General features: G+C 38.9%; 19 protein-coding genes. 10 read left to right on the forward strand and 9 right to left on the reverse strand.

Annotation, left to right across the window (positions count from 1 at the left end):
- The first annotated feature begins 87 nt into the window (after positions 1-87).
- Positions 88-924, forward strand: a complete 837-nt coding sequence (locus AMET1_RS00135) for a ribose-phosphate diphosphokinase (RefSeq protein WP_086636463.1) — start codon at positions 88-90, stop codon at positions 922-924.
- Entirely contained in the window at positions 921-1166 is a 246-nt protein-coding gene (locus AMET1_RS00140) for a DUF357 domain-containing protein (RefSeq protein ID WP_086636464.1), read from the forward strand. Before AMET1_RS00135 ends, AMET1_RS00140 begins: the two co-directional genes overlap by 4 nt.
- Before the next feature lie 199 nt (positions 1167-1365).
- Here the strand turns inward: AMET1_RS00140 and AMET1_RS00145 are convergent, their stop codons facing one another.
- The 9 genes from AMET1_RS00145 to AMET1_RS00185 all read right to left on the reverse strand — a co-directional run bounded on the left by AMET1_RS00145 (position 1366) and on the right by AMET1_RS00185 (position 9173).
- Positions 1366-2568, reverse strand: a complete 1203-nt coding sequence (locus tag AMET1_RS00145) for an Nre family DNA repair protein (protein WP_086636465.1) — start codon at positions 2566-2568, stop codon at positions 1366-1368.
- Between the two features lie 116 nt (positions 2569-2684).
- Positions 2685-3053 (reverse strand): desulfoferrodoxin family protein, encoded by a 369-nt coding sequence (locus AMET1_RS00150; protein WP_086636466.1) that lies wholly within the window; start codon positions 3051-3053, stop codon positions 2685-2687.
- 350 nt (positions 3054-3403) lie between these two features.
- Complete coding sequence (locus AMET1_RS00155) at positions 3404-4090, reverse strand: diphthine--ammonia ligase (RefSeq protein ID WP_161490682.1); 687 nt, start codon at positions 4088-4090, stop codon at positions 3404-3406.
- Complete coding sequence (locus tag AMET1_RS00160) at positions 4087-4983, reverse strand: carbohydrate kinase family protein (protein ID WP_086636468.1); 897 nt, start codon at positions 4981-4983, stop codon at positions 4087-4089. The genes AMET1_RS00155 and AMET1_RS00160 overlap by 4 nt, the downstream gene beginning before the upstream one ends.
- A 6-nt stretch (positions 4984-4989) precedes the next feature.
- Positions 4990-5367: a DUF555 domain-containing protein gene (locus AMET1_RS00165; protein ID WP_086636469.1), complete on the reverse strand. Its 378-nt coding sequence runs from the start codon at positions 5365-5367 to the stop codon at positions 4990-4992.
- A gap of 193 nt (positions 5368-5560) precedes the next feature.
- Positions 5561-6511 carry a ribonuclease Z gene (rnz, locus tag AMET1_RS00170; RefSeq protein ID WP_086636470.1) on the reverse strand — a complete coding sequence of 317 codons (951 nt, stop codon included), beginning with the start codon at positions 6509-6511 and terminating at the stop codon, positions 5561-5563.
- A gap of 26 nt (positions 6512-6537) precedes the next feature.
- Positions 6538-7902 carry a PFL family protein gene (locus tag AMET1_RS00175; protein WP_086636471.1) on the reverse strand — a complete coding sequence of 455 codons (1365 nt, stop codon included), beginning with the start codon at positions 7900-7902 and terminating at the stop codon, positions 6538-6540.
- Between the two features lie 6 nt (positions 7903-7908).
- Positions 7909-8190, reverse strand: a complete 282-nt coding sequence (locus tag AMET1_RS00180; RefSeq protein WP_086636472.1) for an ACT domain-containing protein — start codon at positions 8188-8190, stop codon at positions 7909-7911.
- Between the two features lie 2 nt (positions 8191-8192).
- Positions 8193-9173: a methyltransferase domain-containing protein gene (locus AMET1_RS00185; protein ID WP_086636473.1), complete on the reverse strand. Its 981-nt coding sequence runs from the start codon at positions 9171-9173 to the stop codon at positions 8193-8195.
- Between the two features lie 159 nt (positions 9174-9332).
- Between AMET1_RS00185 and AMET1_RS00190 the strand changes: the two genes are divergently transcribed.
- From AMET1_RS00190 to ftsY, 8 genes are all read left to right on the forward strand, one after another.
- The gene (locus AMET1_RS00190) at positions 9333-9977 is read left to right on the forward strand and encodes a histidinol phosphate phosphatase domain-containing protein (protein ID WP_086636474.1); all 645 of its coding nucleotides are present in this window, start codon (positions 9333-9335) and stop codon (positions 9975-9977) included.
- Positions 9978-10263: 286 nt separating this feature from the next.
- Complete coding sequence (locus AMET1_RS00195; protein WP_086636475.1) at positions 10264-10713, forward strand: 30S ribosomal protein S19e; 450 nt, start codon at positions 10264-10266, stop codon at positions 10711-10713.
- A 42-nt stretch (positions 10714-10755) separates the two neighbouring features.
- Positions 10756-11088 (forward strand): DNA-binding protein, encoded by a 333-nt coding sequence (locus AMET1_RS00200; RefSeq protein WP_086636476.1) that lies wholly within the window; start codon positions 10756-10758, stop codon positions 11086-11088.
- A gap of 11 nt (positions 11089-11099) precedes the next feature.
- Complete coding sequence (locus tag AMET1_RS00205) at positions 11100-11252, forward strand: 50S ribosomal protein L39e (RefSeq protein ID WP_086636477.1); 153 nt, start codon at positions 11100-11102, stop codon at positions 11250-11252.
- Positions 11253-11265: 13 nt separating this feature from the next.
- A complete protein-coding gene (locus AMET1_RS00210) occupies positions 11266-11523 on the forward strand; it encodes a 50S ribosomal protein L31e (RefSeq protein WP_086636478.1) in 258 nt (85 codons plus the stop codon).
- Between the two features lie 27 nt (positions 11524-11550).
- The gene (locus tag AMET1_RS00215) at positions 11551-12213 is read left to right on the forward strand and encodes a translation initiation factor IF-6 (protein WP_086636479.1); all 663 of its coding nucleotides are present in this window, start codon (positions 11551-11553) and stop codon (positions 12211-12213) included.
- Between the two features lie 21 nt (positions 12214-12234).
- Positions 12235-12414, forward strand: a complete 180-nt coding sequence (gene rpl18a / locus AMET1_RS00220) for a 50S ribosomal protein L18Ae (RefSeq protein ID WP_201721212.1) — start codon at positions 12235-12237, stop codon at positions 12412-12414.
- Positions 12415-12511: 97 nt separating this feature from the next.
- The gene (gene ftsY, locus AMET1_RS00225; RefSeq protein WP_086636480.1) at positions 12512-13543 is read left to right on the forward strand and encodes a signal recognition particle-docking protein FtsY; all 1032 of its coding nucleotides are present in this window, start codon (positions 12512-12514) and stop codon (positions 13541-13543) included.

Consider the following 13543-nt stretch of genomic DNA (forward strand, 5'->3'; position numbering starts at 1 on the left):
TCCGAACATTATAAATTATTATTTGTTTTATTTAATTGAGGAGGTGAGAGGGCTGTCCTACCTATTGTTTGGTCAAGCCCGATTAGTATGAAAGTTGTTTGTGGTAGAGCTAGTCAACATCTTGGGTCACGTATAGCAGATGAACTGGATATCGATTTAATTAAAGTTAGTTATAAGACGTTTCCTGATGGAGAACAGTATTTGAAGTTATTGGATGGTCTTGATGAAGAGGTTGTTGTGGTTCAGAGCATTACTTCCGATATTGAGTTTGTCAATCTACTTTTATTATTAGATGCAGTTGGTTCATCAAACACGACTACAGTTATTCCATACATGGGTTATTCAAGACAGGACCGTCGTTTTGAAGAGGGTGAACCGGTTAGTGCTAGAGCAATAGCCAAACCGATAAGCCAGGAATCCAATCGTGTGATTACAGTTGATATACACAACGAGATGGTTGGGGATTACTTTGATTGTGAATTCACCAACCTAATGGCTTTTGACCACATGGCTGGAGAACTAGCCCTAGATAACCCAGTAGTTGTAGCACCCGATGAAGGAGCTATAGGTAGGGCTCGTAGCGTTGCTGAAATACGTGGTTGGGAACACGACTATCTTCTTAAAACCAGGAAATCAGGTGAAGAGGTTGAGATAAAACCTAAAAAAATGGATATAGATGGACGTAACGTATTGATTGTTGATGACATAATAGCTACAGGAGGAACTATGTCGCAGGCAATCGGTATGCTGAAAGATCAAGGAGCTCAAGATATATACGTAAGCGCTACACACCCTGTTCTCGCTGGAAATGCACTACAAAAACTATATTCAGCCGGCTGCACCGATATCATCTGTACAGACACAATTGAAAAAAGCGTTTCAAAGGTGACTGTAGCCCCCGTTATAGCCAGGTCAATAAAATGACTGAACAACAGTTAATAGAAGAAACAGATAAATGGCAATCACGGCTTAAAAAACGCCTAAATTCATCGAAAGCAGCTAAAGACGAAGGTAAGCGATTTATAACTAATATAAACGCATACCTACAAGATTCTAACCATTTTATAGAGGAAAAAGATTATGTAAGGGCTTTTGAATGCGTTATATGGGGTTGGGCTTGGCTTGAAATCGGAGAACAGTACGGATATATAGAAAAAAAAGAATAAAAAAATACATCACTCTGTGGGTTGGACCTTTCTTTAGGTCTAACTCTTTTTAATTGACATCCCTTCCGCTCTGAAGAACGAGGTTTTCACCACGCATTTTCCTGTAATGGTTGAAACCCAAAAAAAATTCTTGTTTGATGGAGATTTTGTTTCTAAAGATTGCGAGGGAGAGTGCCTTGGGGCTCGATCCCGAAGCAGTTCACTCGATGTAATCTGTCAGCCTTCTCTGTTTTCTATGTTTCTCTAATAACTGGCTTTTATCCATCCATCTACCAGAAAACATGAATTTATTTTTTGTCCAGTTCAAGGCTTGTTGTAGTGTATCAAATTTTTGTAGGTTTTTTGTGGCGTCCCGCATCGTCTCTCTGACTACCCAAACACCTAATGGTATGAAATATTCGTCTCCAATCTCACGTACCGCGATTATTTTAGCCTGTCTATTCATCTGTTCAAGTTTTTCAGCAACAGCTAACTTGGTTGCGTAGTATGCTCCAGCTGTTTTATCCGCATATTTGGTACGTCCATTATAGTCTTCCATCTCAGAGATGTATGTGGCTTGGCCACCTGACCATAAACTTCCCTTCATATAACACTCTACGAGCTCAAACTGCCAGTTTGCTGGTATAAATATGATTGCGCATCGATTTCCAAGGTATTCTGAATAGCCCGCGTATACCTGATTTATCTGTTGATAGTATTTGATTCGGTCTAAGAGTAGTTCAGATAGGTTTGAGTCTGTTGCTGTAATGCTCCATCTTGTTGGAACCAGTTTTCTTTCTTTTTCCTGACCTAATAAACCGGATGACAACAACCGAATCGACTGGCTTACAGAAATACCTCTTTTGTAAAGTTCTTCCAATGCTGTCGTAGTTTTAGCATCTCTATCACCCACAATGTAATCTACATCACGTGGTATAGATGGATTTTCAGTTATCATCGCCTTCCTTATCTCACCATAAGGTCCTGATGGCTGGGTGTATGCATCAAGTTTAACCTCGAATCTAGGTGGCTTACGAAACTCGACCTCGGTGTCTACTGGAGAAGTGGACATAGCGATTTCTTGAGTTAAATCAATCAACCTACTGCTCCAACTACCTACAGACACATTTGAAGAAAAACCCGACCTAACGAGACTCGACCTCATAGCAATAAGGTCTTCAAGACTCTCTCCGTACATCAACTCCGTGTCAGGATATACCTCCTTATCCTCAATTGGAACCATTGGCCCTAAATTAACCTTCGGATAGTTGTGCCTACCGACAAAAACAGCTGGAGGACTCATACCATGAACCTCATTACCTATCTCACGATCCTGAATTAAACCTATGTTGGATAGGTACCGACAATTTTCTCCACACAGGTTTTTAGAGCCCTTACACCTAACACACCTTGGAACTGTCATCTTATTTAAAAAACCCAGCTAAATAAAAACAACTCTAACACCTATACTTACCGCTTTTAGAAAAATAAATCTCTATTACCTGTTTTTGTGTTAGCCCTGATGTATCTTGGTTAAATTTATTCGATTTTTATCTGTTTCTCCCCTTCCCAAACTCCGTGTATGTTGCATCTGGCCCTACCTACTAGTTTGGTTGGTTCATTTAGTTTTATCTCAGTTATGAGTTTGTGGTGGGTTTTTTCAGGTGTCAGGTGTATTCTTGATAGAAAAGTATCGTCTGCGTATAGTTCTATCCATTCGAAGAAATGTCCTGGTTCATTTGGATGTTCCATGTGTTCTCCTACTTTAACAACTACTTTAAATTTTTTTTCTTTTCCAATTTTGTTGGGTGCCTCGATTACTACCGAATGTTTTTTCTCTAAAACTGTCATGTCTTCAACTTCCTGGGTTTCAGGTTTGTTTACTCCATCTAATAGACTACCTTCCATTAAAAACCACCATAATTATGTTTAGGCATACTTGAGATCCTTCTCTCCCTAAAGGAAGAGAAATTTACTATTTAATCTCTCAATCTCTCACAAAAGTTAAACCCTATTTTATGTCGTTAGCCATTTATTTAGTCAATCTATGTGAGGTTTGGAGAGATTTTTCTTACCTTTTCTATTTCTAGACTATCTCGTTATTGCTATTTATTTGTTTATGAAAAAAAGATTGATACCTTAATGTTGATGTTGGTATTGGTTGTTAGGAACAGGTGGTTGATGTGGTTGTATAGGTTGTGTCATCGACTTGATTTAAATATTTGTTTTTTTCTCTGGGTTTTGTGTTTTTGTTTTGGTTATTTTTGTGTGAGTTTTGCTTTTTTTATTTCTAGATGGCCTTTTTGTTGTTTTTTGTTGTATTTTTTGGTTGTTTCGATTAGTTTTATTTTTTGTTTGTAGTTGGGTGCGTCGAGTACTAGGGTTTCGTATTCTCCTCCTTCGCCTACGAGGTTTATTCTGTATTTTTTTTGTATTTGTTTGAGTTCTTGGATTAGTTGTGGGTTTATTTCTCTGCCTAGATGTTTTTTTGTTAAGCCTCCGGCTGAGACTTTTGTTATTATTACTTTGAATTCGTTTTTGGTTATGTAGTTTAGTAGTTCGGTTGGTTTGATGTGCCATAGTGGTGTTATTGGTTGTAGTTCTAGTTCGTTGCATACTTTTTCTATTCGGGTTTTCTGGTAATTGCTTTTTATGGCTCCGTTTATTACTGCTTTGTATTTGATTTCTTTTTTTAGTTGTTTTAGGCCTTGTTTTAGGTCGTTTACTTCTTGTTCTTTTATTGCTGGGGTTTCAATCCATTTTAATGGTTTTTGAAGGGCTTTTGCTTGTAGTTTGGTTATCTCTGGGTTTTGGTAGTGATACATGTAGGATTCGGTGTTTTCTGGGTGTACCGACACTAGGCATTGTATCTGGTGTTGTTTCTGTGTTTTGTATAGGGCTATGACGGAGTCTTTTCCGCCTGAGAACAGGGATATGGCTTTCATTTTTTGTTGGGTGTTTCTTTGAATGTTTTTTTGTATCTTTTGATTGTCTGTTGCCAGGTTGGTAGGTTTGTTTGGCATCCGGTTTTTTCGACTGTGAAGGATGCTACTGTTGACGCTATTTTTCCTGTTGTTTCAAGGTCGTATCCTTTTTGGATTGCTGTTAGGAAGCCTGCGCGGTATGCGTCGCCGGCTCCGGTAGGATCTACGGTGTCCACGGTTACTGGAGGTATCTCTATTGTATCTTTGTTGTATATCTTGCTGCCTTTGTCTTCGTTTGTAACTACTACGGTTTTTACGTAGTTTTTTATTTCATTGAATGTGTATCCGGTTTTGTTTTGTATTCTATCGATTTCGTGTATGTTGCTGAAAAGTATGTCTGTGTTTTGTAGTATTGTTTTCAGGTCTTTTGAATCGTATACTGGTAGGTCTTGTCCTGGGTCGAAAGAGAGGCATCTGGCTTTTTCTGCGATTTTTTTGTTGTAAGTTGGGTCGGATGGTGCTAGATGTACTATATCGTATTTTTCTATGTTTTCTGGTATTTTTTGTTTTGGGAATTTGTCCGAAGCCCCCCAATAAAAAAAAGTTATTTGCCTATCGTTTTTATCGGTGTATACGAATGCATTGCTTGTTTTTTCGTCAAACACCTTCATGTGTTCGGTGTCCACCCCTAAGTCCTGTAGGTGTTTTTTATATCCATATTCTTTGAAATCTTTTCCTACAAGGCTTAGTAGTGAGGACTCCATTCCAAGGCTTGCTATGTTTGCAGCTACGTTTGCAGCTCCACCTCCATATAGCCGTTTGTAGTCCTCTATGTATATTGAGGAATCGGGTTCTGGGAAGTGGGGAACCCTGAATATATGGTCTATCGCTGTATGACCTACAGATAGAATCAAGTAAGTTCAAGCCTCCTTACCTTCCTTCTCGGCCTCCTCTTCTTCAATCTCTTCGACTTCGATTTCTTCTAATGGTGTCTCGGTAAGGACATTTCCAATACTGCTTTTAGCTATCCTAATGGCGTGTTCTTGGTTTTCCGCGTTGAAAACCTTCATTCCGAAAATAAGTCCAACTAAAGCGGTGTCTGCCGCTATATACACGCTTTCGAATGGTTGTCCACAGGCTGGACATAATGTGGAGCCTATATCTATTTCAACATAACCCAAACCTGATTTATTCAATTTATTTCCAGCTTCACTAATCGCCACACTCATCGCATCTTCTACTGACTCTACATCTTTCACAGACCAAGCAGCCTCAAGCGTCACATAATAATTATTCATAACTATCACATCACCAATTACCTACGTTAAATCAAAAAACTATACAAACAGTTTCACTGTAAAATCGATTAGAGTTTGTTCAACAAATATCTGTTTCTTACTAGAGGGGTTATACAGCTGTCATTTCAGTATAATCGGTTATCTTTAAACATACAAAACTGATTAATACCGGTTTTTTAGAGCACATATCGTTTTAAAGCCCTTTAACCTCGATGTCTCTGTTTTTCTCTGGAAACGGTATCCTTAGTTCTGTTAGGTCTCTGGGCACGATTGTGTTTTGAAATATCCTTTTAGCTTCCTTCAGAAGAGGTAGGTAGTTTTTAGAGTATCTAGAGCTCAAGTGGGTTAGTGCTAACATCTCTACATCTGCTTTTTTAGCGATCGATGCAGCTTCTATCGCCGTTGTGTGTTTTGTTTCTATTGCTCTAGTTTTATCTTTCGAAGTGAATGTACCGTCATGTATCAACAGGTCTGCTTTTTTGCTTGCAGACCTGATTTTTTCATTTGGTCTGGTGTCTCCAGTGTACACTATTTTACGTCCCCTTCTAGGAGGTCCTAAAACCATCTCTGGTTTTATAGTTCTGTCTTCTACATTGACTGTCTGGCCTTTCTGAAGTTTCCCGAAATCGGGTCCGGGTTGAACACCTAAATCGATTGCTTTCTCTCTATTGAATCTTCCAGGCCTTTCTTTTTCTTGCAGTACGTATGCTAATGACTGTATCTTCCTTCCATGGTCTGCCTTGATTACATTGATTTTATAGTCACCGTAGTCAATTGTTTGGCCTGGAACCACTTCCTTTAGATTTATGTTGAAACTGGGTGTGTTCGCTCCTAAAGCGGCCATTGCTTTTATTAGGTTCTCGGTTCCTTCAGGCCCTACGATCTCAAGTGGTTTTTCTCTTCCTTGGAATGCTAATGTCTGTATCATCCCTGGTATTCCGAGGAAATGGTCAGCATGGAAATGTGTTATATATATTCTGTCTAGGAACATTCCTGTCCGCGCTTTCATCATCTGTCTCTGGGTTCCTTCTCCACAATCGAACAACATCATCTCGTCTTCTCTTTTAATCATTACTGCTGGTGGGTTTCTTTCAACTGTAGGTGTTGCTCCAGCGGTTCCAAGGAATATTACGTCTAATGGCATTCTAATCTAAGAAATAATTTTTTATTTTAGTTTTTGAGGCTGTGTATCGGTGCTGGTATACGTCCTCCACGTTGTGAGAATTTGGTTGATTTGTATTTTGATACGGACATTATTGTTGATTCCCCTAACAAACCTCCAAAAGATACTGTATCACCTGATTTCTTTCCTGGTACCGGTATCAATCTTATTCCGGTTGTTTTGTTGTTCATCATTCCGATAGCGCATTCGTCTGCTATTATTGCGCTGATGGTTTCTGGTGAAGTGTCTCCGGGTATTGGAACCATATCGAGGCCTACGCTGCATACACTTGACATTGCCTCCAGTTTTTCTATGTTCATCGATCCTTGTTCTACAGCTCGGGCCATCCTTGAGTCTTCAGTTACTGGGATGAAGCTCCCGCTTAATCCACCTACATTTGGTGTTGCCATCATTCCTCCTTTTTTGACAGCGTCTGTTAATAATGCAAGTGCTGCTGTGCTTCCAGGAGCACCACATCCTTCTATTCCCATTTTCTCTAAGATCATTGCTACTGAGTCTCCTTCTGCTGGTGTGGGTGCTAGGGATAGGTCGACTATATTGAATTTTACATCTAGTTGTTCGGCTACTTTACGCCCCACCAATTCACCGGCTCTAGTCATTTTGAATGAGGTTTTTTTGATTGCCTCAGAGAGTTCACTGAAATCCCCGTCTGTTGTTTCAACAACAGAACGTACTACCCCTGGACCTGAAATTGCAACACTTATGGAGGACTCTTCATTTCCAGGTCCATGCATAGCTCCAGGCATAAATGGGTTGTCTGGAGGTGCGTTTGCAAAAAAACCGAGTTTTGCGCAGCCAAGACCTCCATCTTCACTTGTTTTCTCTGCAGTTTCTTTTACTATCTCCCCAGATTTCTTCACCGCATCCATATTTATGCCTGATCTAGTGCTTGCAACCTCTACAGATGAACATACTCTCTCAGTTTGAGACAGTGCTTTTGGTATAGTATTTAATAGACAGTTTGATGCTTTCGTCATACCTCTGTCTACTAAAGCTGAATAACCACCTATAAAGTCGACTCCTATCTCTTTCGCAGCATTATCCATTGCTAAAGCAACTTCAACTCCAACCTCATCGTCGTTCTTTAATGCTGGAGCTATCATCTCCCCAACAGGTGAAACTGAAATACGTCTATTAACAATTGGTATTCCATAACGGCTTTCTATCCGGTCAGCAGCCTCAGATAACCTCTCCCCCTTTTCAATTATCTTTTCTTCAACGTTTTCTGCAAGTTTTTTAGGGTTGCTTGAACTACAACCAGCGATATTGATTCCTAATGTAACGGTTCTGATATCCAGGTTTTCGATAGCAACCATATCTATTGTTTCAAATATCTCTTCAGAACTGATCAAACTAGATCACACCCTATGCATCTGTGTAAAAATCTCTTCTGACTGAACAGTTATACGAACTCCTTGTTCATCTCCAACCTGATTCAATCTCTCTTTAAGTTCGTTAAACTCTATATCTGAATTCTTAAGGTCTGCAAAAAGCAACATGGTAAATACTTCACGTACAACCGTTTGAGATATATCTAGTATGTTTGCATCTACATCAGCCAATGCCTGTGTAATCCCAGCTACAATACCCGGATGATCTGAACCTTCAACAGTTATTACAACCACATCTTCTTCATTCATAATTAACTCCTCCTAAATATCCTTATAACTCTTGTAAGCGATCTATGAACTCTAAGACTATAACTCTCAATTTCATCTGCACGCCCTATATAATCAATCCCTTCAGGCAGTATCAAAACCAAATAACCTCCTTTCTTCAAAACCCTAAACATCTCATCAACAGAACTACCTATAAGAGATTCAAGCGACACCGCATCAACCCGCGAAGAACGTCCATAAGGAGGATCTGCAACAACACCATCAACAACACCATCACCAAAAGGTAGGTTTAATGCATCCGCTTGAACCAAATCCAAATCCAAACCAACAAACTCTAAATTACTTCTACAACCCAACAACATATCCCTATCAACATCAACACCAACCGGAGATGCATCCACCAAACCACCCTCGATCAAAAAACTACCAGTACCTACAAAAGGATCCAACAAAACCTCACCCCGACCAACCCTACTCAAATTAACCATCAACCGAGCTATACGGGGATTAATCGCAATAGGACTAAAATACGGACGAACAGTCGGCTTCCAACCATCAAACCCACCCCGATCAACATCAAAAAGCTCCTCACCAAGAACATAACCCCCATCCACAATAAAAACCCTGTACACAACATCAGGGTCCTCAAGATCCACAACACCATCAATAACACCACCAACACGCCTCTCAACATCTATACCACCACCAACTCCAACCGCTCTAACACAAAAAGAACCCTCCGGAACCAAACCACTTGAAACCTCCAACAAACCACTTAAATCCCTAGCAAAAGAAACAAAATCACAAACCCTATGAGACATTGAAAGCCTACCACCAAGATAGTCAACATCCACCCCGTCAACCTCAACAACTAAAACCCTACCAAAACGCCTACAAACCCTAAAATCAACATCAAGCGCCTCAAGAACACTAACCACTTCACCAAAAGGCAACTCCGGATGCTCCCCAGACAACTCAAAAACAAGACCCTCATCAATATCCATTCCAAACTCCTTAACAAACTAAGACACAGAACAACAAAAAACAAATGGATAAAAAAACAGCACAACAATGAAACACAAACTAAAATCGAGATTACATAAATAAAACTAGATAAAAATACGATTAGGTTTTATTGATATCTGTATTATATATGTTTTAATATGATCTCAGATTTCCATATCCACTCAATATACAGCGATGGCGAACTACTTCCAGCGGAAATAGCCGAACGATATCGAGTTAACGGTTTCGACGCAATAGCTATAACCGACCACATCGATTTCTCCAACCTAAACGTCATAGAGAAACTAAAAAAACTAAAAAAAGAAATCGATACACCAGAATTTATAGTTGGAGCTGAACTAACATTCACACCACCCCAAAAAATCAATAAACTCGCAAAAAAAGCCAGAAACCACGGAGCTGAAATAATAGTTATGCATGGAGAAAGTCCAGTTGAACCCGTACCTAAAGGAACAAACATAGCTGCCATCGAATCGGAACAGATAGATATCTTAGCCCACCCTGGATACATCACAGATGAAATGGCAATTAAAGCAAGAGAAAAAAACGTATATCTCGAAATAACAAGCAGATGCGGTCACTGCTATACAAACGGCCACGTAGCAAAAAAAGCAACACAACACAACGCCCCACTAATAATAAACTCCGATAGCCATCAACTCAAAGACCTACTAACACCAAAAAAAGCAAAAAAAGTAGGTTTAGGAGCTGGATTACCAGAAAAACAAATCGAAAAAATCATCAATAAAAACCCAAAAAAAATACTTAAAAAAACAAAATAACAAACAAAACAAACAAAACAAAAAAACTAAAACAACAAACACCAAAATAAAATCACTTCAAACCTAATTAGATTAAATTAAATGAAATTGAATTGAATCGAATCGAGTCGAATTAGCTCAGTTGGTTTGGATATAGGTTTTTTGTTTTGTTGAGGAGTCACGTCCCGCATAAATATTATAAGCTTGAAACCTGAAATTAGTTGTTAATAATAGGTTAGATAAGTTAGCGTTTTTTTAGATTTGAATTCGATTCTAATCACAATTATGAATCACATGAGGTATATATATGGCTACAGTATATGATGTTCCACCGAATGAATTAATAGAAGAGGTTGCAGAGAAGTTGGAAGATGTTGAAGAGGTTGAGCCTCCAGAGTGGGCTGACTTTGTTAAAACAGGTGTATCTAAGGAGAGGCCTCCGTCCCAGGACAACTGGTGGTACATAAGGTCAGCAGCTCTCTTAAGGAAAGTGTATCTAAAAGGCCCTATTGGTGTCGGAAAACTAAGAAAGTATTACGGCGGTAGATCCAATAGAGGTAGTTCTCCTGAACATTTCAGGAAGGGCTCTGGATCTATTATTAGAAATTCACTACAACAGCTTGAGGATGCTGGTTTTGTCCAGAAATCCACTGATGGTAGGCAAGTCACTAATGAGGGTAGAAGCTTCCTTGATAAAACTGCTCGAGAGATAAAGAGTAGTTTGGAAGAGGAAAAGGAAGTTCTTAAGAAGTATTGATTATAGATACACTAGTGATATTAATACTGGGGGTGTAAACCGATGGATGAAGAAGAACTCAAAAAACTACGTGAAAAGAAGTTGCAGGAAATGCAGGAAAGAGGTGGTCAAGATGGCGTTTCTGAAGAACAAGAACAGGAGATTGAGAACCGTAAAAAACAGATTTTGCGTCAGATAATGACTCCTGAAGCAAGACAGCGCCTTAAAAACCTTAGTATGGTTAAACCTGAGTTCACTGACTCTATACAACAGCAATTGATAATGATCGCTCAAAGTGGTAGGATTCAGGGTAAAATCGATGACAACCAACTCAAAGAGATTCTTAAAAAAGCACAGCAGGATAAAAATAAAGACATTAATATCCGAAGAAAATAAGGTGATTCAGTATGGGTAGAAAAAATAAAGCTAAGAAAAAGAGACTCGCGAAAAAAACAAGACAGAACAGTAGAGTTCCAGCATGGGTGATGATGAAAACAAACAGAGATGTAACAAACCACCCAAAAAGACGTAGCTGGAGAAGAGATGACACAGACGAGTGAGAGGTGTTGAAAGTTGGAAGAAAAAGTTGTTAAAATACCACTTAAAAAAATAAAGAGATTTTCAAAAGAAAAAAGAGCCTCTAAAGCAATGAACGAGATAAGGGAAAAACTATCAAAACACCTTGACACAGATATCGACCAGATATACATCGATAGTTCACTTAACGAAGAAATCTGGAAAAGAGGAATCCGAAACCCACCATCAAACATTAGAATACTCGCCAGAAGATTCGAAGACGGCATCGTCGAGGCAGAGCTCGCCGAACAATAAATAAAATAAAATATAACTTAAATTAACATGCTTTTCGAGAGACTGGAAGTATTTGGGAGTCAGATGGTTGGTGTTTACTGTAGTGCATCGAACGAATACGCGTTAGTTCCAACTGGAGTGAAAGAAAAAGTCAAAAAAGCTATAGAAAAAACACTAGATGTAGAAACAATCGATATAACCATTGGAGACAGCGTTTTAGTAGGCTGTCTATCTGAAATCAACGAAAACGGAATATTAGTATCAGATATAGCTGGAAAAAAAGAAATCGACAAACTCAAAGATAAAACCGGGCTTGACGTAGGAATACTATCCGAAGGGATGAACACATCTGGAAACCTCGTATTGGCTAATGACAGTCACGCACTGGTGCATCCAGAACTAGACAACAAATATCTAGAAATAATAAAAAACGTTCTAGGAATCGAAGTAATAAAAACATCTATATCAGGAATAAAAAATGTAGGAGCCGCAGGAGTTGTAACCAACAACGGAATACTACTACACCCAATGGTCAGTGAAAAAGAACTCAAAGAAATATCAGAAAAATTCAAACTAAACGCCGAAGTCGGTACTTTCGGATATGGAATGCCAATGGTTGGTTCAGGCGTAGTTGCAAACAACAATGGATTTCTAACCGGTAACAAAACAACCGGTCCAGAACTGGGAAGAATAGAAGAAGCATTATTCTAACAATAAAAAAAGGTGATATAAATGAAGTTTAAAGTAAACGGATATTTTGATATGGGGTCAAACAAAAACCAGAAGTTCCAGAAAACAGTGGATGCAGAAAACGAAGACATAGCTAGAGAAAAAATCTACTCAATAATGGGAAGTAAACACAGAGTTAAACGCCGTAAAATCCAGATAACAGAAATTGAACCAGAAAACTGAACCAGAAACCAACCGGGAAGGTTGGCAAAAAAACTTTTTTTAATAACCTAAATAGCCGTGAAAACCACCGGCTAACACACCCATTTTGAGGAACATTATGTTTAAAAAACTAAAGGATGGAGTTAACTCTCTTAAAAACAAGGTCGAAGAGAAAACTGGGATCAAAAAAGAAGAAAACAGGCCAGAAGAAATCCCAGAAAAACTAGACCAAGAAGAGATAAAAGAAAAAACCGAAAAAGGTAAAAAAACGTCACTAACGACGAAGGCAAAGAAATTCATAAAAGAAAGAAAGGTAATACTTGATGAAAAAGACATAGAAGACGCCATATCCGACTTTAAATTTGATCTAATAGAAAACGATGTAGCCTTCGATGTAGCCGAAAAAATCGGTGAAGACGTGAAAGAAGACCTTGTAGGCAGAGAAATAAAATGGAGAGAAGACGTAGGGGAAATAGTTAACGAAAGCCTTAGAAACTCAATCCTAAGTATATTTGAAAGCCCGTTCCAATTCAAAACCTATATCGAAGAAAAAGAAAAACCCATCGTAATAATATTCGTAGGTACAAACGGTGTAGGTAAAACAACAACCATAGCTAAAATGGCTAAATGGCTACGTGACACAGACTATAAAACAGTATTAGCAAACGGAGATACATTCAGAGCCGGAGCAATGGAGCAGATAACAAAACACGGCGAAAAACTCAATCTAAAAGTAATAAAACACCAAGAAGGATCCGATCCCGCAGCCGTTATATACGATGCCGTAGAGTTCGCTAAAGCAAACGAATACGACATAGTGCTTGGAGATACAGCCGGTCGAATGCACACAGACGTAAACCTAATGGACCAAATAAAAAAGATAAAAAGAGTTGTAGATCCAGACCTCGTTTTATTCGTCGATGAAGCAGTTGCCGGAAGCGATGCAGTTGAAAGATCCAGAGAGTTCAATGAAGCGATAGATATCGATGCCTCAATACTAACAAAAATCGATGCAGACGTAAGTGGTGGAGCAGCAATATCAGTTTCATACGCAACAAACAATCCAATAATATTTGTTGGGACAGGACAAAATTACGATGACTTAAAAAAGTTCGATCCAGAATGGTTCGTTGACGAGATTGTTGGGTGA

It is taken from the genome of Methanonatronarchaeum thermophilum, assembly GCF_002153915.1.
GTDB lineage: Archaea > Halobacteriota > Methanonatronarchaeia > Methanonatronarchaeales > Methanonatronarchaeaceae > Methanonatronarchaeum > Methanonatronarchaeum thermophilum.

Coding starts and splice junctions, on each gene's coding strand:
- AMET1_RS00145 (WP_086636465.1), bottom strand. CDS start 2,568: ATGACAGTTCCAAGGTGTGTTAGGTGTAAGGGCTCTAAAAACCTGTGT.
- AMET1_RS00180 (WP_086636472.1), bottom strand. CDS start 8,190: ATGAATGAAGAAGATGTGGTTGTAATAACTGTTGAAGGTTCAGATCAT.
- AMET1_RS00155 (WP_161490682.1), bottom strand. CDS start 4,090: ATGAAAGCCATATCCCTGTTCTCAGGCGGAAAAGACTCCGTCATAGCC.
- AMET1_RS00165 (WP_086636469.1), bottom strand. CDS start 5,367: ATGAATAATTATTATGTGACGCTTGAGGCTGCTTGGTCTGTGAAAGAT.
- AMET1_RS00205 (WP_086636477.1), top strand. CDS start 11,100: ATGGGTAGAAAAAATAAAGCTAAGAAAAAGAGACTCGCGAAAAAAACA.
- rnz (WP_086636470.1), bottom strand. CDS start 6,511: ATGCCATTAGACGTAATATTCCTTGGAACCGCTGGAGCAACACCTACA.
- AMET1_RS00135 (WP_086636463.1), top strand. CDS start 88: ATGAAAGTTGTTTGTGGTAGAGCTAGTCAACATCTTGGGTCACGTATA.
- AMET1_RS00150 (WP_086636466.1), bottom strand. CDS start 3,053: ATGGAAGGTAGTCTATTAGATGGAGTAAACAAACCTGAAACCCAGGAA.
- AMET1_RS00215 (WP_086636479.1), top strand. CDS start 11,551: ATGCTTTTCGAGAGACTGGAAGTATTTGGGAGTCAGATGGTTGGTGTT.
- AMET1_RS00140 (WP_086636464.1), top strand. CDS start 921: ATGACTGAACAACAGTTAATAGAAGAAACAGATAAATGGCAATCACGG.
- rpl18a (WP_201721212.1), top strand. CDS start 12,235: ATGAAGTTTAAAGTAAACGGATATTTTGATATGGGGTCAAACAAAAAC.
- AMET1_RS00185 (WP_086636473.1), bottom strand. CDS start 9,173: ATGGATATTGATGAGGGTCTTGTTTTTGAGTTGTCTGGGGAGCATCCG.
- AMET1_RS00195 (WP_086636475.1), top strand. CDS start 10,264: ATGGCTACAGTATATGATGTTCCACCGAATGAATTAATAGAAGAGGTT.
- ftsY (WP_086636480.1), top strand. CDS start 12,512: ATGTTTAAAAAACTAAAGGATGGAGTTAACTCTCTTAAAAACAAGGTC.
- AMET1_RS00200 (WP_086636476.1), top strand. CDS start 10,756: ATGGATGAAGAAGAACTCAAAAAACTACGTGAAAAGAAGTTGCAGGAA.
- AMET1_RS00190 (WP_086636474.1), top strand. CDS start 9,333: ATGATCTCAGATTTCCATATCCACTCAATATACAGCGATGGCGAACTA.